Source organism: Candidatus Pedobacter colombiensis (assembly GCA_029202485.1).
Lineage (GTDB): Bacteria > Bacteroidota > Bacteroidia > Sphingobacteriales > Sphingobacteriaceae > Pedobacter > Pedobacter colombiensis.
Map to the genome: position 1 here is coordinate 3,609,346 of CP119313.1, position 21,266 is coordinate 3,630,611.

10 protein-coding genes are annotated in these 21,266 nt (G+C 41.4%); 1 reads left to right on the plus strand and 9 read right to left on the minus strand.

What is annotated here, in order from left to right:
• Nucleotides 1–34 precede the first annotated feature (34 nt).
• The 4 genes from P0Y49_15205 to P0Y49_15220 form a co-directional block, all read right to left on the minus strand.
• Nucleotides 35–400, minus strand: coding sequence for a heavy-metal-associated domain-containing protein (locus P0Y49_15205; GenBank protein WEK18138.1), 366 nt, complete (start codon nucleotides 398–400; stop codon nucleotides 35–37).
• 126 nt (nucleotides 401–526) lie between these two features.
• A complete protein-coding gene (locus P0Y49_15210; GenBank protein ID WEK18139.1) occupies nucleotides 527–925 on the minus strand; it encodes a hypothetical protein in 399 nt (132 codons plus the stop codon).
• Between the two features lie 76 nt (nucleotides 926–1,001).
• Nucleotides 1,002–1,214, minus strand: coding sequence for a heavy-metal-associated domain-containing protein (locus tag P0Y49_15215; GenBank protein WEK18140.1), 213 nt, complete (start codon nucleotides 1,212–1,214; stop codon nucleotides 1,002–1,004).
• A gap of 18 nt (nucleotides 1,215–1,232) precedes the next feature.
• Nucleotides 1,233–3,461, minus strand: a complete 2,229-nt coding sequence (locus tag P0Y49_15220; GenBank protein WEK18141.1) for a heavy metal translocating P-type ATPase — start codon at nucleotides 3,459–3,461, stop codon at nucleotides 1,233–1,235.
• Between the two features lie 175 nt (nucleotides 3,462–3,636).
• Between P0Y49_15220 and P0Y49_15225 the strand changes: the two genes are divergently transcribed.
• Complete coding sequence (locus tag P0Y49_15225; GenBank protein ID WEK18142.1) at nucleotides 3,637–4,140, plus strand: hypothetical protein; 504 nt, start codon at nucleotides 3,637–3,639, stop codon at nucleotides 4,138–4,140.
• A 30-nt stretch (nucleotides 4,141–4,170) separates the two neighbouring features.
• Here P0Y49_15225 and P0Y49_15230 read toward each other — a convergent pair whose 3' ends face one another.
• Genes P0Y49_15230 through P0Y49_15250 form a run of 5 tightly spaced genes read right to left on the minus strand, consistent with a single transcriptional unit; the run spans nucleotide 4,171 to nucleotide 21,240 of the window.
• Nucleotides 4,171–5,013 carry an alpha/beta hydrolase-fold protein gene (locus P0Y49_15230; protein WEK18143.1) on the minus strand — a complete coding sequence of 281 codons (843 nt, stop codon included), beginning with the start codon at nucleotides 5,011–5,013 and terminating at the stop codon, nucleotides 4,171–4,173.
• 25 nt (nucleotides 5,014–5,038) lie between these two features.
• Nucleotides 5,039–5,941, minus strand: coding sequence for a PorP/SprF family type IX secretion system membrane protein (locus P0Y49_15235; protein ID WEK18144.1), 903 nt, complete (start codon nucleotides 5,939–5,941; stop codon nucleotides 5,039–5,041).
• 22 nt (nucleotides 5,942–5,963) lie between these two features.
• On the minus strand, nucleotides 5,964–6,722 hold the full coding sequence (locus P0Y49_15240; GenBank protein ID WEK18145.1) for a gliding motility-associated C-terminal domain-containing protein: 759 nt from the start codon (nucleotides 6,720–6,722) through the stop codon (nucleotides 5,964–5,966).
• A 39-nt stretch (nucleotides 6,723–6,761) separates the two neighbouring features.
• Nucleotides 6,762–8,201, minus strand: a complete 1,440-nt coding sequence (locus tag P0Y49_15245) for a thioredoxin family protein (protein WEK18146.1) — start codon at nucleotides 8,199–8,201, stop codon at nucleotides 6,762–6,764.
• 46 nt (nucleotides 8,202–8,247) lie between these two features.
• Entirely contained in the window at nucleotides 8,248–21,240 is a 12,993-nt protein-coding gene (locus P0Y49_15250) for a hypothetical protein (protein ID WEK18147.1), read from the minus strand.
• Between the last annotated feature and the right edge of the window lie 26 nt (nucleotides 21,241–21,266).

Consider the following 21,266-nt stretch of genomic DNA (forward strand, 5'->3'; position numbering starts at 1 on the left):
TGACGCTCTTTTTATAATAACCCTCTTTCTTTTGTTAGTGTGTTTTTGCTTTAGCAGGACTCTTCCCTATGCTATCGCGATCGTACTGGCAGCAATCATCCAGTTTTTCATAAGCCTCTTTTGTGGCTTTGAACTTAGGGGTATCATATCCAGCTGCTGCTACTTTTTGTTGAACCTGATCGTTCGTAATTTTGCTGGCATCATAACTTACTGTAAGCACTTTTGTGGTTTTATCCCAGTCAGCGGTACTTACACCTGGTACTTTAAGTGCAGTTTCGATCTTTTTTTTGCACATACTGCAGTTACCAGATACTTTGATTTTTTCTGTTTTAGATTGTGCAAATACAGCACTACCAAGGAAAGTCAATGCGACTACCGAAAGAACTCTTAATGATTTCATCTTAATTGGTTTTAAAGAAAATTGTTAAATAAATTGGGTTGAAAGCAATGCGCATTAGCGTCTGAAAAATCAGCTTAAAGGCAGCTCTATGTTGCACAGAGATGCAACAACAAAAGAAAGAGGGTATTATATTCTGTAGGTACAGTTTTTTAGGTAGACAGGCAGTGCTTGTCCATCAGGTGGTGCATTACTTAATGCCTCCCTGGTAATTTTTACAGGTATAGGTGCCTGATAATTGGTGTATAACTCGGGTTGGATGATTGCTGCTGAAAGTTGTTCAAACTTATAAACCGTTTGACTGGCTTTCTGAGACTTTTCAGCTTTAACCTGTTGTTCTACATCCTTGCAGCATGACTTCTTTTTAGAAACGGACTTAGGCATTCCGCAGAAATCACATACTTTTTTAGATTCCTTAGCCAGGCTCCAGCTTACCAGCTCGCCCATACAATAATGAAAGTGCATAGTTGCCCCACTGGAAACCCCCAGGTAAAAAATGGCAAATATGGTAAGCAGTATTCTTTTCATTACAAATCAAAGATTGAAAAAAGAACGGAGATATTTTTATAGAATTCCGTTCTTTTTTTACATCGTGTTAAGATTATTACAATTCTGTAGCGATATAGCCAGCTTTCTGAAGCGTATTTACTACTGTTTCGGCAGCTAGCTGATCATTTGTTTCTACAGTAAGTATCTTTTCAGGATTATCAGTATTTACCTCCCATTTAGAGATCTGAGGAAGCTCGTTAAGGAAAGGAGTTACCGTTGCTATACATCCTCCGCATTTGATATTTGTTTTGAATTTTAATGTTTCCATGATTTTATTGATTTATGATTATATAAGTTTTGCGAATTTTAAACGCAAACTGTTGCTGACTACCGATACAGAACTTAATGCCATCGCAGCTCCGGCGATCATTGGATTCAATAAGAACCCATTAAATGGATAAAGCAAGCCTGCAGCAATTGGAATCCCAATCATGTTATAAATAAATGCCCAGAACAAGTTCTGACGAATGGTTTTTACGGTTAGCTTTGATAAACGCAGTGCTTTTGGCACTTGCTGCAAATCGGAAGATACCAACGTAATTTTTGCCACATCAATGGCAATATCAGATCCTTTGCCCATAGCAATGGAAACATCAGCCTGTGCCAATGCCTGACTGTCATTAATTCCATCGCCAATCATTGCTACAACTTTTCCCTGCGCCTGTAACTGCTTCACAAAGTCTGATTTATCAGAAGGCAATACCTCGGCCTGAAAATGAGCTATCCCAGCTTGTCTTGCTACCGAAGCAGCTGTTTGCTGATTATCTCCCGTAAGCATATACACCTCAATGCCTGCATTTTTTAAGGCTGCAACCGCTTTGGCTGAACCCGCTTTAATCTGATCTGCAATAGACACAATGGCCAACACCTGTGTTGCATTGGTAAAATAAATCACCGTTTGTGCCAATTGCTGAAGTTCATTAACTCTATTTTGTAATGCTTCTGAAACTTGTACATTTAACTCCGTAAGGATTTTATGGCTTCCCGCCCAATACTTTTCACCTTCAAATACCGCCATTACACCTTTACCAGTCAAACTTTCAAAACCATTTACCGCAGCACCTTTTACGCCCTCCTTTTTTAGGTTACGGACTATTGCCTCTGCCAATGGATGTTCTGATGCCTGTTCTAAAGCGATTAATATTTCCTGCAATTGCAATTTATATTTAGGCAGTTCAATGGCCCACTCCACATGAGTTACTTCTGGTTTACCTTCTGTAATGGTCCCTGTTTTATCCAGAATCACGGCATTTACTTTATAGCCCAATTCCAGTGCTTCTGCATCTTTAATTAAGATACCATTCTCTGCACCTTTGCCAATACCTACCATGATTGCCGTAGGCGTTGCCAAACCCAACGCACAAGGGCAGGCAATCACCAATACGGTAACCATGGCAAGGAGCCCTTGAGTAAAGGCATGTTCTCCACCAAACAGCAGCCATGCACCTAAACTAATAATGGCAATTAAAATAACAATGGGAACAAATATGCTGGCAATTTTATCTACCAGTTTTTGCACCGGAGCTTTAGAGCCTTGCGCATCCTGAACCAGTTTAATAATCTGGGCAAGCATGGTCTCGCCTCCTACCTTTTCCGCTTTAAATTTAAAACTTCCTTTTTGGTTAATGGTACCGGCAAAAACCTTATCACCCGCTTGTTTAGGCACCGCGACAGGTTCACCGGTAATCATACTCTCGTCGACAAAAGAACTTCCCTCGTACACTTCACCATCTACCGGGATCTTCTCACCAGAGCGTACCAGCAGTTGATCATTGGGGTTTACATCTGCGACTGCAATTTCCTTTTCACCATGTTCGGTGATCAAAATTACCGTTTTCGGTTGCAAGCCCATCAGTTTTTTGATTGCTGAAGAAGTATTAGACTTTGCTTTTTCTTCTAATAGCTTACCTAGCATAATGAAAACAATCACTACGGCCGCTGCTTCAAAATATACGTGTGGATGTAAACCTCTGTTGTGCCAAAACTCCGGATTGAAAGTATTAAAAACACTAAAAAGATAAGCGATACCTGTACTTAAAGCCACCAGGGTATCCATATTGGCTTTTCCAAATTTAGCTTGTTTCCAGGCATTGATAAAAAAGCTCTTCCCAAAAAGGAACAATATTGGTGTGGTTAAAGCCATCATGTAATAATTACCATTAGGCAGATCCATAAAGAACATTCCAATAATGACTACGGGGATGGCTAATATTGATGAATAGATCATCCGCTTTTTTAAAGCTTCATAATTATTTTTCTGTGCTTCTTCCTGTAATTCCTTAGCGCCTTCCTGTTCAACGATCAGGTCGTAACCACCGGATTGAACTGCTTTTTGTAACGCTCCAGGTTGTACTGCTTCGGGATGATAAATAACCTTTACAGATTGAGTGGCATAGTTCACCTCGGCTTTATCAACTCCGGGTTGGGCGCCTATTATAGATTCAACACTCACAGCACAGGCTGCACAGGTCATCCCAAGCACCGGCATCGAAATTGTTTCTATATTGTTGTTCATAACTTGCTTTGTTTAATTAACTATACAAAGGTAAGTTGACAACAGCCTGATTAATTTACAGGATTCAGAGATAAGTTTACAGAATTTTGTTTCCTTAACCAAAACTTAGTCAAATGCGAAGACAGAAAGGCCATTAATAAAAAGAAATACTTAAACTTGATGCAAAGAAAAACCAATGACCATTATTAATAAGTTAGCTTCTTCCCTCAATCGCAAAGACGAAGTCCCCAATCAGGAGCTCGCAAGACAAATTGTAACTGACAACAATCCTCATGCGGTAAAAGAACTTGTAGAAAATCTAAAAAATAAAAACAAGGACATTCAAAACGATTGCATTAAAGTACTCTATGAAATTGGAGAACTAAAACCAGCATTAATCGTCGGCTATGCCGCAGACTTTATTTCATTACTTGACAACAAAAATAATCGTCTTCAATGGGGAGCAATGACTGCACTTCATACCATAACACTCGAAAACCCAGGCGTAATTTATGCATCCCTTGCAAAAATTATTGTAGCGGCTGATAGTGGCTCTGTAATCACGAAAGACTATGCTGTAAATATTTTAATCAGACTTTGCACTATAAAGGAATATGCAGATGATGCTTTTTCATTATTGGTTGAGCAATTACTAAATAGCCCCACAAACCAACTCCCAATGTATGCAGAAAGTGATTAAGAAATTCAGTTAAAATCCTTTTTAAACAAGCTATTTTTTAGGATATAAAATGCGAAAGGCGTTAAAAATAGCCTGATGGGTAACCGTTGCATGGTCCTCTTCAGGTAAATAATCGAAATGCACTTTTACGCTTTTTGATTGACCCTGCTTAATTTTTTCATACAACAATTTCGCATCCTCTTCCATGATGTGTTTGTTTGAACCGTCCAAAGAACCTTCTTTCCCTACGCCTATATAGATGTTAGTTGGCTTATGATAATCTTCCTCTAAAATTGAAGGCTTTACCTTTAACAAAGCTCCATCATTCCACCAAAGGCTAGGGCTAATGATGATATAATTATTAAAAAGTGTCGGTTTTTTAAATAAAATCTCCGTAGCTAATAGTCCACCCAATGACTGTCCAATAATGGTTTTAAAACCATCTGTTTTATATTTTTTCTCGACATAAGGTTGCAATTCCTTTTCCAGAAAGGCGATAAAATTAGCAGAGCCACCATTATTTGGTATTATTTTTTGATCACCTGGCTGTGTAGCCGGAGAAGTAAAATCGCGTTTACGGTTTGTATTGGCAATACCAATGACGATGGACTTCGGAATTCTTGCGATCCAGGGGAATGTATTAAACTGAACAATGCCAACAACGTGGATAAAATCTTCATCTGACGAGCCATCCAGCAAATAAATTACCGGATATTTTGTGTCTTTATCATAACCTTCAGGAAGGTAAATATTGATAATCCGGTCTTCTTTTAATATTTCAGAATGAAGACGATCAACATAACCTAAAACAAATTCTTTGGGTTTACTTTTAATTTGTGCGATAGCTCCCAAAGCGAAAACGCAGAGTAAGCATGTAAGTAATTTAATTTTCATCAGGATATAATTTGATTTTTAAATTTTACTTTTGCTGCTTGAACAGGTTAATTTTTAAGTTCACCTCAAAATCTCCGCCGGTACGCATACGATCTCCAGCCAGCTGACTGGTATAAAAGCACTGTATAAAATATTTATCATAATTTACACCTACACCAAAAACTGAACTTTTATCACTGCGAAACATACCCATAAAAGAAAGAATGTTGTTTTCAAGCTTCAGGTTTGTACCCACATCCCAAATACCTTCAATGTCTTTGGCTCCCCTGAAACTGATTTTAGGTTCTATGGATACCACATCCAAAGCAGTTCCGATTTTGTAAGACATCGCAGCAAAATAGGTAGATCCATCTATCATATTCAGCTCATCTTTCTTCAAAAATTTAGACAAGTTGGGCAATGCTCCTTGTATGGTAAATCTATCATTGGTATAAGCAATACCGAAATCACCATCAATATAGGGCTTGCGTTGATTAAAACGCTGAGCCAAAACATCATCCGGTTCAGCAACAATCTTGTTATTATCCAAACTTTCTTTCATCATCCCCAATGAAAGCCCAAAATGTAAGTTCTTGTTATCTCCATTTAATGACAGGTGATAAGCATAACTAGCCATTACCCGAGTACGACCAATCAGCCCGGCTTTATCACTATACACGATAAGCCCCATCCCCACTTTATCTCGCCTGTAGTCACCACTTGCAGCCATTGTTACAGGAGAACCTTCAATGGTTCGCCATTGATTGCGGTAGCTAAGGTTCACATTCAAACCTTCCTCCATCCCGGCAAAGGCAGGATTACTCATGTATTGATTTTCATAATACTGTGTTCCCAGTGGTCTGATTTGTGCCGCAGCCGGAAGCGCAACTGCTATTGTGCCTAAAATACCTCCCGCAATAAAGAACGCCTTAATAACTATATTTTTCATGCTCAATTCTTTCATTTTATTATTATTCCCTTACTATGGAGATAAACCCTGACCTTCTAAATTTTCCTGAATCAAAGTACAGGACATAGTAATAACTGTCTTCCGGCAAAGGATTTCCATTAAACAGACCACCCCATGAATTGTCGTAACCGATCATATTGAAAACGAGCCTTCCTTCACGATCATAAATTTTCAACTCGTTGTTAGGATACAAATGGATATTTTTAACTACCCAGGTATCATTTACGCCATCACCATTTGGTGTAATCATATTATTAGCGATCAAATCTGAATAAGCTTCCTTTCCTAGAGATTCCATAGTTACTGCCGTTAAATCTGACAAAGTAATCTTATCGGTAAAAAGCTGACCAACATATCTCTCGGCCGGATTAGCTACACTTTCTTTAACCAGTGTATAATCCTTATAGTTATTGCTCGTTATTTTCGAATAAGCCAGGACCAGATTTTTACCCTCATTTCCATTGAGTTCTATATCCTCATAATTCAATGCAAGCTCCCCCGAGAAGGCCGCCGCTCTGCTGAACCTGTACAGTCGCTGGATGCTATTGAACTTGGGCCAGATCACTGTTTGCTCTTGTTTACTAATCATCAGATTATTCATCCCCCAATCATTGGAGGGAACCAGTGTTAACCCTTCGGTATAGAACACTGTTCCAGTTTGAATAAAAAGTCCTTCAGACCCTATCTTTAGCTGAGCCTTTAAATCAGGACAGATCAACAGCAGAAATCCAATAGCAATAGATGCAATAAGTTGTTTCATTTTTCCTAATTGTAATATTTTAATTCTCATTCTTATAAACTATTTCATTTCTGCTTCCAGCTGAGCAACAGTCTCAGGTAAAGCTACAATTTTATTGGTCTTCGCATCTACCAATACCATTGTTGGAGTTGACAATACAAAGTATGCCGCTGCTTCCGGGCTTCTGATTCCTTGTGCTGCTCGTTTATGCTTAAATGCCGGAAGATTCAACTTCGCCTTTTCCCATGCCGGAATTTCCGTTTCAGTTTCGTCTAAACTAATGGCGAAGATATCCAACATTTCTCTTTTTGTAGCATCTTGGTACCAAGGATGTAATTTTTCCATCAAATCTTTGCAATGCTGGCAATCGGCCGACCAAAACAAAACCAATTTATATTTTGCTTCGGTTTTAAATTGATGAAACTGAATGGTACTCCCTGAAGCCTGTTTCCAGCTAAAATCAGGTGCTATAGAACCTACTACTAAAGTTTCCATACCTTTCAATCTTTGCTCAATAGCTTTTCTATGATTGGTTAAACAAAGTGGATCATTCAGGTAAGGCTCCAACATTTTTATACCCGCAGTCATGTTAAAGCTTTCAAAGCCATTATAAAAATAATCTACCATCCAGCCATACACCAATGGGTGACCCAAACGTGCCTTTTCTATAGCTCGCTTACCGGCAAGCGTAAACAAGGAATCACGGAGCTCAATTGTGGTTGCCATAGCTCCATAAATATTTACGTACTTATTCATCCATTCTTTGATCTCGGTAGTTCTGATGATCATTGGATTTTTAAAATCCATACCCTCAAAATAATTTTCGATAACACTATTCACCCTGTCTTTCTCAGTCCCCTTCCAGACAATTGAAGTGATGTGCTGAAAAACAAAACCACTGCTTGCAAAAGTGTTTTTATGTTGCAAGGTTTGTGCAGCAATCCACTTGTTATAGGTCAAACGTCTGCTTTCATATTCTTCAGTTCCCATTAAAAAGAACTTTGATTGAGGTTGGTCGTAGTTCATTAAAAAATTCTGCAACAAGCCCAACTGCTCTCTTCTTTTTGCGTTATCGATAGTAAAAGCTGTGATGACCGTATTCTCTATTTCTCCCTTTTGGAAATAGGTACTATCCGGATGATTCAAAGCTTTAGGACGAGCCCAAAGTTCTAGATTTTGATTGTTTACAAAAATGCGTTTTTCAGCAGGGTAAGGATTGCTGCTCTCCTTTTCCTGGTAGTCAAAACGTAAAACAAACTCTCCCGGCAACTGATCTTTAGGAATGTTCAGCACAGCTGTTCCACCATCATTTATAGCCGGATTTTCTACTATAGTTTTTATAGATGTGCCGGCGAGAGAAAGCAAAGAGATTTTGCTTTTTGCTACGCCCGACAAATGTATTTTCAAGCTGATGTCTTTAGTCTGCCCACTTGCATTTAAACTTAATACCCCTACGAAAACAGCGGGGAGAAGCATATGCTTTAATCGTTTACCTATCATCTCTATATATATTTTAATTTCTATTCAATTTTATCATTACCTGTTGTTAATCTTTAAGGCAGCGAATCGGTAAAGCTGCCGCCTTATCTATATAACTTATCGTACCTCCATTATATAAATACCATCCATTAGTAGAATTGTAATGAATACTGGTCCAATAGCTGCTGTTTTGTCCCCTCTGGTAAATTGCACCTGCTGCTGAAAGGTATCCAGCCGTATGTATTTTCAGTTCAGAAGCATAAGCATTTGCAGGACTTGTCCAATATTGTGGTGGAGCTACGGCCTTTGTCCATTCAGCTGAAGTTGGAATGCGCCAACCTGCTCCCAATAATAGTGCACAAGGATCATTCACCTCAGACCAGCTTATGCTCTCACTAATAGATCCTACATAAGGCTTTAGTGCCTGATCTGGAGTTCTCAATCCGGCGTCATATTTATATCCTTGTGAGCGGTTAAACTGAAAATACCAACCGCATGAAGCTTCAGAAGCATCATTTACAGACTCAGCCTGCTGACTAGCCCCCAGGTTTTGAGTAATCCAGCATTTTGCAGCACCTGAAATTGCACTACTGATGGTACCATAAGTTACCACCTTACTCACCGGAGCACCATTAACACCTTGTGTATGGCTTACCGTTAAAGGTCTACATATCTTAAAGGTACTTTCAACAGGACTATAAGCCGTACCTTCACTATTGGTTGCATAAGCGCGTACATAATAAGAAGGTCCTTCCATTAAACCTGTAAGTACACCTGTGATGATCCCTGTCCCCATTCCTAAAGAAAGTTTCTGATCTGAAAGGGTTGGACTACCTGAAGTATTCCAAACAAATCCTCTTGCTGTTACCAGGCTATTTCCATTAAGTGCTACCGTTGCAGTTGCTTCGACAGTGGTAGCTGTCATCTTATCGGTAGGAAGTATCATATTACTCACTGAAGGAATCGTTTTCTCAATCTCATCTCTAAGGCATCGCAAAGGTAAAGCAGCTGCTTTATCTATATAGCTTACCGTACCTCCATTATACAAATACCATCCATTAGTCGAGTTGTAAGAAGTACTGCTCCAATAGCTACTATTCTGTCCCCTCTGATAAATTGTACCTGCGGCTGAAATATACCCGGCAGAGTGTATCTTCAATTCTGAAGCATAAGCATGAGCAGAATTTCTCCAATATTGTGGTGGAGCTGCGGCCTTTGTCCATTCTGCTGAAGTTGGCATGCGCCAACCCCCACCTAATAACAGGGTGCATGGATCATTTGCTCCCCCCCAACTTATATTTTCACTAATACTGGTAATCCATGAAGTCCAGGCCGGATTTGGAGTTCTTACGGTTCCATCATATTTATAGCCTTGGCTTCTGTTAAACTGCCAGTACCAACCGGAGGCAGCTTCGGTCCCATCGTCAACAGCTGATGCTTCCTGATCAGCACCCAAATTTTGCGTAATCCAACATCTCGCTGCACCAGAGACATTGCTAGTCACTGTTTTATAAGTAACGGTTTTATCCACAGGAGCTCCATTCAGGCCTGCTTTGTGAATAATCGTAAAAGGATTACATATTTTGAAACTTGTTACCAATGTACTGTAAGCCGTTCCTTCGCTATTGGTTGCAAAAGCACGGACATAATAAGTAGGTCCTTCTATAAGATTTTTCAAAGTACCCTTGATATCTCCTGTTCCTTTACCAATTTGAACTACCTGATCATCAAGTGTAGGCGTTCCTGTTGTATTCCAAACCAAACCACGTGCTGTCACATCTGCCCCTCCGTCATTTGTTATCATTGCTGATCCCTCCGCACTATTGGCGGTCATTTCTGCAACAGGTGTTGTTACATTACTTACTGATGGCACTCTTTTCACAATCACATCTCTAAGGCATCGCAAAGGTAAAGCAGCTGCTTTATCTATATAGCTTACCGTACCTCCGTTATACAAATACCATCCATTAGTCGAGTTGTAAGAAGTACTGCTCCAATAGCTACTATTCTGTCCCCTCTGATAAACTGCACCTGCGGCTGAAATATACCCGGCAGAATGCATCTTCAGTTCTGAAGCGTAGGCACTTGTAGGACTTGTCCAATATTGCGGCGGAGCTGCAGCCTTTGTCCATTCTGTTGAAGTTGGCATTCTCCAGCCTCCGCCTAATAACAGAGTACATGGATCATTTGCAGCATCCCAACTTAAGTTTTCACTGATGCTGGTAATCCATGAAGTCCAGGCATCATTTGGTGTCCTTATAGTTCCATCATGTTTAAAACCCTGACTTCTGTTAAACTGCCAGTACCAGCCAGAAGCCGCTTCTGTTGCATCAGAAACAGAAATTGCCTGCTGATCTGAGCCCAGGTTTTGCGTAATCCAACATCTCGCTGCACCAGAAACATTGCTGCTTACTGTTTTATAAGTAACCATTTTGTCTACAGGAGCTCCATTGAGCCCTGCTTTATGAATTACGGTGAAAGGATTACAAATTTTAAAACTTGTGACCAATGTACTGTAAGCTGTTCCTTGGCTATTGGTTGCAAAAGCACGAACATAATAAGTTGGACCTTCGATAAGGTTTGATAAAGTTCCTTTGATGTCCCCCGTTCCTTTACCAATATAGATCACCTGATCATCAAGTGTAGGCATTCCGGTTGTATTCCAAACCAAACCACGTGCTGTCACATCTGCCCCACCATCATTTGTTATCGTTGCTGATCCATCAGCACTATTGGCAGTCATCTCTGCAACAGGTACAGTTACATTACTTACTGATGGCATTTTTTTCACAATAGAATCCCTCAGACAACGTATCGGAAATGCATTGGCTTTATCAACATAGGTTGCCCCCGAACCATTATACATAAACATTCCATTGGATGAATTATACGAAGTGCTGGCCCAATATCCATGATATGTACCCCTATTGGTAAGAGCACCAGCTGTTGAAAGATACCCTGCCGAATGCAATTTCAATTCAGAATCAAACGCATTGGTTGGGTTTTTCCAAAATTGTGGAGGCGCTGCTACTGCAGCCCATTCTGTTGATGTTGGGATGCGCCAGCCTGCCCCCAATAATTGTGTACATGGATCATTTGCGGCATCCCAATTTACACTTTCACTAATACTGGTAATCCATGAAGTCCAGGCATCATTTGGTGTCCTTACAGTTCCATCATGTTTGAAACCCTGACTTCTGTTAAACTGCCAGTACCAGCCAGAAGCCGCTTCTGTTGCATCAGACACGGCAGTTGCCTGTTGATCTGAGCCCAGATTTTGAGTGATCCAGCATCTTGCTGCACCGGAAACACTAGTATTCACTGTTTTATAAGTAACCGTTTTATTCACAGGAGCCCCATTGAGTCCTGCTTTATGAATTACGGTGAAAGGATTACAAATTTTAAAACTTGTGACCAATGTACTGTAAGCTGTTCCTTGACTATTGGTTGCAAAAGCACGAACATAATAAGTTGGCCCCTCTACAAGCTGTTCCAAAATACCACTGATCGTTCCTGTTCCATCTCCTGTATTGACCACCTGATCTGATAACGTTGGTGTCCCTGTTCTATTCCAAACTAAGCCTTTTGCCATTACCTTCGTTCCACCATCATTGGTTACCATTGCGGTACCTTTGGCCGTACTTACTGTCATATCAGCAACAAGCACAGTAACATTACTTACAGAAGGCATATTTTTAACAATAGAATCCCTCAGACAACGTATCGGAAATGCATTGGCTTTATCAACATAGGTTGCCCCCGAACCATTATACATAAACATTCCATTGGATGAATTATACGAAGTGCTGGCCCAATATCCATGATATGTACCCCTATTGGTAAGGGCACCGGCTGTTGAAAGATATCCTGCCGAATGCAATTTCAATTCAGAATCATAAGCATTGGTCGGGCTTTTCCAAAATTGTGGAGGTGCTGCAACGGCCGTCCACTCTGTTGAAGTTGGCATACGCCATCCGCCGCCCAGAAGCAGCACACATGGATCATTTGCCGGTAACCAATTTATGCTTTCACTGATACTAGTAATCCATGGAGTCCAGGCATCATTTGGCGTCCTTACCGTTCCATCGTGTTTAAAGCCCTTACTTTTGTTAAACTGCCAGTACCATCCTGAAGCCGCTTCTGTTGCATCAGTAACTGCAGTTGCCTGCTTGTCAGATCCAAGATTTTGAGTAATCCAACATCTTGGTGCACCCGAAACACTACTGCTTACGGCTTTATAAGTGACAGTCTTAGTTACAGGAGCTCCGTTCAGTCCGGCTTCATGAATTACCGTGAAAGGATTACAGATCTTAAAACTTGTTACTTTGGGACTATAGCCGGTGCCTTGACTACTGGTCGCAAAAGCACGAACATAATAGGTCGGACCCTCTACCAAACCAGTCATCACGCCGGTAAGGTCTCCTGTTCCACTTCCAAGACTAATCATATGATCATCGGTAGTAGGATCACCGGTGGTGTTCCATACCAATCCTCTAGTGGTTACGGCTGCACCACCATCATAAGTAATTGTAGCCGATCCTTCGGCTGTGCCGACAGTCATTCCCGAAACAGGTACGGACACATTACTTACAGAAGGTACACTTTTTACAACTGCATCCCTCAGACAGCGTAAAGGGAAAGCATTGGCTTTATCCGTATAAGATACACCAGTGCCATTATACATCAGGCCTCCATTACTTGAATTGTATTGATCACTTGTCCAATAACCGTTGTAGGTCCCTCTCGAAGTAAGGTTTCCACCTGACAAATATCCCGCAGCATGTAGTTTCAAGTCAGAAGCAAAAGCTAATGCCGAAGTTGTCCAACTTTGAGGAGCCGCAGCTGCTTTGTTCCATTCCGTTGTCGTCGGAATCCGCCATCCGCCACCTAACAACTGGGTACATGGATCATTTGCCGGTAACCAATTTAAGTTTTCACTGATACTCGTAATCCAAGGGGTCCATGCATCATTTGGCGTTCTTGTGACACCATCATGCTTAAAGCCCTGAATTCTATTATACTGCCAGTACCAGCCTCCTGCAGCTTCGGAATTATCATTTATAGCAGTTGCCTGTTTATCTGCTCCAAGATTTTGAGTGATCCAACATTTAGCCGCCCCCGAGAACATGGTGTTGATTGATCCATAGGTAACTGTTTTGGTTACGGGTGCACCGTTTAACCCCGCTTTATGGATTACGGTAAATGATTTACATATTTTAAAGCTGGTTGCTGCAACACTATAGCTGGTTCCTTCACTGTTTGTAGCATAAGCCTTTACATAATAAGTAGGACCTTCTTCCAATCCTGTTAAGGTACCTGCAATTGCACCAATACCAGATCCTGAAGGAATCACATTATCAGCCAGTGTTGGGTTACCTGTTGTGTTCCATACCAGTCCTTTTGCCGTAACTGGTGCGCCACCATCAGGGGTAACCATAGCAATACCTTCAGCACTGGTATCTTTCATTGTCACTGCCGGAACAACAACATCACTTACAGAAGGAGTTGTTTTGATGATTTCATCTCTTAGACAACGTACTGACCACGCGTAAGCTTTCTCAAACGAAGTCATCGCACCACCTGTATTTGTAAAATATAAAGTCCCTCCGTTACCAGAACTGGCTTGTGTACTTGACCAAAAATAACCTTCTGTTCCGCGACGCACAAACTCACTGGTATAGCTAAAGAAACCAGCGGTATGTAATTTTAGTACTGAGTTGTATGCATCCTTAATGTTGAGCCAGCTTTGCGGGGCAGCCTTTGCATTTGTCCATTCTGTAGTAGTAGGCATTCTCCATCCACCCCCCAGCAACTGCACACATGGATCGTTAGCAGGAGTCCAATTGCTATTCTCACTGATACTTGTGTTCCATGTTGTGCCTGGCGTACGTGTAGTACCTTCCATTTTATAACCTTGCAATTTATTGAACTGCCAGTACCATCCTGATGATGCCTCTGTTGCATCTGTAGCTGAAGTAGCAACCTGATCTGCACCAAGGTTTTGGGTAATCCAGCATCTTGCTGCTCCCGAAATATTGGTACTTACAGAATTATACGTTACCGTTTTTGTAACAGGCGCACCATTCAATCCTGCGATGTGTGATACAGTAAATGTTGGCAAACAAACTTTAAAGCTGGTCACTGTAGGACTGTATGCAGTCCCCATTGAATTTGTAGCATAAGCACGAACATAATAAGTCGGTCCTTCCATCAAACCTTCTATGGTATCGTTAAAGATTCCCGGTCCTGCCCCTTTTGGCATCAAAGTTCCATTATCAAGAGATGGATCTCCTGTTGTATTCCAAACCAGTCCTCTGATGGTCACTTCTGCTCCGCCATCTGAAGTAATTTCTGCAGTACCTTTTGCAGAAACCAAGGTCATGTCAGACATCGTTACTACAGATACAACCGGAAGCTCCGCCAGTGTGGTTAATTCTTCTTGTTGACCATAAGCTGTACCTATACTATTTGTTGCATAAGCTCTATAATAGTATTTGGTAGACTTGGTTAAAGGGGCAATTTTGCTAATGTAATTGCCTGTACCTGTACCATTGCTGGTTTTAGTGATTAGGGTGATTTCAGGGTTTTCTTTCGTGTCCCAAACTATACCTTTTACGGTAATGGCCGCTCCACCATCATTAATAATCTCACCGCCACTATTTGCCGAAACACTTAAAATATCGGTAGCTACAACTGTTTTAAGAGCCGGAATATCAATAGTTTTAAAAATTTCCTGATTACCATAGCTAGTTCCCATCGCATTTGTAGCATACGCCCTTACGTAATACGTTGTACCTTTTGTTAAACCGGTCATGCTACTTGCAAACGCAGCTATTCCTGTTCCTTGTTCAGTTTTTGTAATCAGGTCTATTGTCGGATTTTCTGCTGTACTCCAACAAATTCCTTTCATGGTAATTAGAATACCACCATCACTAATGCCTGAACCACCTGAATTGGCTGTACTTTGGGTAATCGCGGTTACTTTTGTAGTCGTAATCTTAGGGAGATCCGGCGTACTGAAAGTAACTGATTTCAGACTATACCCTGTTCCGATAGCGTTTGTTCCATAGGCCCAAACAAAATATTTAGTAGCCGGCAGTAAATCCGGAATTGTTGCCGATACTACAGTACCGGTACTGCCAACAGAAACATGATTGGCCGGTGCAACAGGAATAGTGTCAACAGTATTCCATGCCAATCCCATATCTGTGACAGCAGATCCTCCATCAAATACCAGGTTGGCTTTTCCATCAGCAGTGTTCAATTTTGCATTGGCAATCGTCACATTGCTCATCGAAGGTACAACAGCAGAAGAACTGAAACTCACCTCATTTCCGTAGGCTGTCCCGATGCTATTGGTAGCAAAAGCACGAACATAATAAGTTGTACCCGGAATTAATCCGGCAAAGACATTCTCAAATGTGCCAACACCTGCCGTACCATTAACGATTTTGGTAGGCATGGCAATTGTTGGTGCAGGATTGGTACTCCACACCACTCCCCTGGTTACTACCGGCATTCCACCATCATCAATAACTTCACCTCCTCCTTTAGCAGAGTACCCCTCTATTTCGGTAACTGCAGAAGTCGTTAATGATGGAAGTGTAACCACATTGGTTTTAAACATCGTTTCACTACCATAGTTAACCCCTACACCATTGGTTGCATAAGCACGCACATAATAGGTGGTGTTAGGCAATAAACCGGTCATGTTGGCCGTGAAGCTGCCTATCCCTTGTGTAACATTATCTACCGTTTTTGTTCCCAAAGAGATTGTGGGATTGCTGTAAGTACTCCATACAATTCCACGGTTGATGATTGGTGTACGTCCATCGTCAGTAATTTCACCACCACTGGTTGCAGTTGTTGCTCTGATCTTAGTTACAGGATCTGTTGCCGTTAATGTTGGAAGTGCAAGGGTAATAAATGATTCTTCAAGACCATAAGCAACACCTATTCCGTTGATTGCATAAGCCCGCACATAGTAAAGCGTATTTGGCAATAAACCGGTCATGTGACTGGTAAATTTACCGTCTCCTAAATCAACATCACTTGTTTTAGTAGACAAGTTGATTGTAGGATTTTGTTGCGTACTCCAGCAAATTCCTCTTTTGGTTACCTCAGCACCACCGTCAGTCGTGATTTCTCCGCCGCTGGTAGCTGTAGTTCCTTTTATCTCAGTTACTTTGTTCGTAACCAGGATTGGTGAAGTAGCAAATATTGCTATTGTTAATTGATTTCCATAGGCAGTACCCGCGCTATTCACTGCATAAGCACGGAAATAGTAGGTCCTGCTTTTTACCAGATCATAAAGTTCACTGATAAACGTTCCAAGTCCCTGCCCGTCTGATGTTCTTACTACAGCATCAACTACCGGGTTAAAGTTTGGTTTACTACTGAACACAATACCACGTTCTGTAATTGCAGCTCCACCATCATTGCTAATGGTACCACCAGTACTAGCTGTAGTATTGGAAGTAATTACCGCATCGCTGGTAGTTAAAGTAGCAACAATTGGTGCCGTGGTAAAGCTGATCTCATTTCCATAAGAAGTACCTATAGCATTTGTTGCGTAAGCCCTTACATAATATTTTGTTACTGGTTTTAATCCAATCAGCTTACTGGTAAACACTCCTGATCCCGGGTCACTGGTTTTTGTTGCCAGTCCCACAGTCGGATTAGGGTTGGTACTCCAACATACTCCTTGTGTAAATACATCTGCTGAGCCATTACTGCTGATCACCCCACCACTCATCGCCGTAATTCCAGTATTGGCTGTGATATTGATGGTGGTTAAAGTAGGCGTAGTTTGGGTAATAAAACTAAGTTCTTCCCCATAAGCTGTTCCTACGCGATTGCTGGCATAAGCCCGCACATAGTAAGTAGTACCCGTAGTCAATCCTGTCATTTGACTGGCAAAAACGCCCTTTCCTACACCTGTCTGCGTAGTCATTTTTGTTGAAGTGGCAGTCAAACTAAAATTAGGTACCGGACTCCAGTAAATACCACGTGTTTCGGCAGTTACACCACCTTCATCTTCAATATTACCCCCACTATAAGCAGTGATTCCTGTAATTCTATTTGGAACAACTGTAGTCAATACCGGTAATGTTGGCGAATAAGTTGTAATGCCCACCTGTTGACCAAATGAAGTACCAGCAATCGTTACCGCATATGCCCTTACATAATATCTCGTATCCGGAATTAAATCTTTTAGCGTCGTGCTGAAGCTACCAACGCCACCGCCATTATATGTTTTATCTATTGTAGAAGAGTTAGGATCAAAGTTATCCACTGTACTCCAGACCACACCTCTTGCAGTTACCGGAGAACCGCCGGAGTCTGTTACTGTACCCCCCATAACTGCCGTTGTATTGGTGACCAGACCCGGTGAGTTGGTTACAATAATGGCCAGATTCGGTGTTATAAAACTCAGCTCTTCGCCATAGGAAGTACCGGCAATACTTACTGCATAGGCACGAACATAATAAGTTGTACCAGGCGTTAAACCTTTCATCTGACTATAAAAAATTCCCTTTTCATAACCCGTTTCCGCAGTTTTATCTTTTGTAATTGTTGCCGGATCAAAACCTTGATTGGTACTCCATACCAGTCCTCTTGTGCTGACCAATGCACCACCATTGCTGGTAATATCACCGCCACTATTTGCTGTAGTAGCGGTGATGTCTGTTACTTTAAGGGTAGTGATAGCAGATGGCACTGGCGGAGCTGTAGTAAAGCTTTCCTGTTGCCCGTAAGCTGTACCTGCAAAATTTGTTGCGAAAGCCCTTACATAATAGGTGGTAGAGCCCAGCAGGTCTGTTATTTTTGAGGTAAAATTACCACTACCTGATCCTGAAACGACATATTTATCTGTTAAGGAAGGGTTTTCTCTAGTGCTCCAGCAAACACCATTGCTCCGGATATATGATCCCCCATTACTGATGATACTTCCTCCACTTGTTACCGAAGTACTTGTAATTGAAGATGGAATTGGTACAAGCGTAGTCAATACAGCCAGACTAGCCGTTTTAAAAACGATTTCCTTGCCATATACCAGACCTACGGAATTTTCGACATAGGCACGAACATAATAAGTCGTACCCGGAGTTAAACCAGCTACGACACTTGTAAAATTACCTTGTCCATATTGAACTGTTTTATTAAGTGTTGCCTGGTTTGGTGTAAACCCTGAAACTGTATCCCAAATTATACCGGATTTGGACAATAAGGCTCCACCATTAGTAATTAATAATCCTCCACTAACAGCACTTTCTCCGGTAACTTCTGTAGCCTCGGCCGTTTGTACTTCAGGAAGTACCGGTGGACCGGTAGTAAAGCTATGTTCATTCCCATAAGCTGTACCGGCATTGTTGGTTGCATAGGCACGCACATAATAGGTTGTATTTCCCAATAACCCGGTAATGTTATGGATAAAACTACCAATCCCTGTTCCACCGCGTGTTTTTGTAGGCAAGTCTGTAGTTGGGTTTGGAGCCGTACTCCATATAATTCCACTACTTGTCACCTTATCGCCGCCATCACTAAAAATATCACCCCCACTCACTGCAGCGAAACCTGATATGCTGCTAACAGGTGTGGTCATCAAAGAAGGAATGGTATAAGTTTTAAAAGTTACTTCGTTTCCAAATTCTACTCCTGTACTGTTTACGGCATAAGCCCTCACATAGTAAGTTTTGTTTGGCGACAGCCCTGTAATTGGGCTGTTAAACCTACCTGTTCCCCCGGTTACTTGTGATTTATTCGGGGTTGAAAGACCTGGGATAAAGTTAGGTGTAAGGCTCCACACTACCCCTCTTGAAGTAATATTGGCTCCGCCATTACTGGTTACATCACCACCTCCGGTAGTAGCTGTTCCTGCTGTACCGGCTACTTCTGCAGTTATAATGCTGGGTTTTATGGGGGCCGCCATGGTCACTTCCAGAACTTCGCCATAATTTGTACCTACATAATTGGTTGCATAAGCACAGATGTAATAGGTAGTGCTTCCCATTAGGTTCTTAAGTAGCGAAGTAAAACTTTGTCCACTACTTCCGTCAGTCGTATGCTGACCATCAATGCTGGGGTTATTTTCGGTATCCCAACATAGCCCCTGACTCACGATAGGCATACGCCCATTGTCAATGATATCGCCACCACTCTTAAATGATACGCTGTTAATGTCTGTCGCAGGCTTAGTAATTAAATCAGGTATCTGTGGTGTTTTAAAAGTCATTTCATCCCCATAAGCGGTTCCCATGCTATTGATGGCATAGGCACGGACATAATAGGTCGTTCCAGGAATTAGAGAAGTGAGATAGCTATAAAAAGTACCGGTACCACTTCCGCTAACATTTAGTTCTGTCCTGGTGGTTAAATCCGTTGTTGGATTTGGATCAGTACTCCAGCAAATCCCGCGTTTGGTGATCAATGAAACTCCATTACTGGTAATGTCTCCACCACTTAAGGCAATAGTACCATTATAACCTGAAAACCACCCGTCGCGGTGACTGGCGGCATCATAATTATAAGGTTTTATAGTAGTTAATGTTGGTAAGGAAGTAGTAATAAAACTGGATTCACTACTATAGCTGGTACCAATGATATTTTTAGCATAAGCCCTTACATAATAAAGTGTGCCGGGTTTAAGATCAGTAATATTGCAGACATAGGTTCCAATATCTGTAGCATTAACCTGGGTTGATGGGCCATATACAATGTTTACCCTGTCTGTACTCCAGCTCATTCCACGTTCGGTAACCACTTCACCACCATTGTTGATGATGGTCACTTCGCTCACTGCCGAAACATCCGTAATGTCGACAATTCTGATGTTGGGTGAGCTTAACACCGGGGCTGTAGCACTCGGCGTTGTAAATATGATCAGATTACCATAGGCTTTACCCATCACATTTACGGCATAGGCTCGCACATAATAGGTTGTGTTTCTTAAAAGATCTGTCAACTTACTTGGGAAAGTACCTACACCGGATCCGTCTGAAGTAGTAGTTGCTTTGGGATCATCTATTGGATCGCCAACTACACTCCAGGTAATTCCCCTGGCTGTAATTGGAGCACCACCATCGCTACTGATGTATCCCCCACTATTGGCGCTAACCGGAGTAAAATCAGATACCTCCAATGTGATGATCGTTGGTTTGGAGGCCAGGGCACTGGTGAACGTCAAATCTTCACCATAAACAATCCCTGAGCCATTGATTGCATAAGCACGAACATGATATATCGTATTTGCTTTTAGTCCCGATATGATGCCTGGAAAAAGACCAATATCGCTACCGAAAACCTGGTTCTCAGTTTTAGTACTTAATGTAATATCCGGGTTTGGAGAAGTACCCCAACATATTCCTTGTATAGTAATTGTAGAGCCACCATTACTTTTAATATCGGCACCACTTTGCGCTGAGGTATTGGTAATTTTACTCGGAGAAATAGTTGAAATGACAGGTAGACAACTGATGTCTTTCCATACTATACCATCATAGTAACGGATAACTTTAGACACCGAATTGATATATATCGCCCCGACAGATAAACCCAATGGTATTGGATTACTGCTAAGTACCGGAAGTCTGGAAATTTGAAGCCCTCTATTTGTGGAGAAATCACTATTTGTCGTGAAATTACCTTTCCCATTTAGTTTGGCCACCGATGTCCATTCGTTACCATTGTATACCATCATGGTATTTTCTGTCTTCGAAAAATAAATACCGCCCGATAGTATAGGGCCTACAGGTTTATCATTTAAGGAAGAGAGGTAGGGAATTCCTGTTTTTACTTCTAAATAATCTTTAACAGTTTGGGTATTGACATTGCTACTGCACAAAGTCTCCCAACTGGCACCACCATAAATCATTGGTTGCTGATCGGTGGTATTATAAATTAGCATCCCCTGGGCAGGTGATAAAACAGTTGTAGGGTCTACTGACGGAAGATGTGGAATACCGCCAATGACCCTAAAAAAATCTTGTCCCGAAGCCGTACAAATTCCGGTAAAGAATAAGAGAAAAAAAAGTCTTAAAATAGGAAATTGTAGCTTCAAAATTGTGCTTGCCCCTTTTATCAATA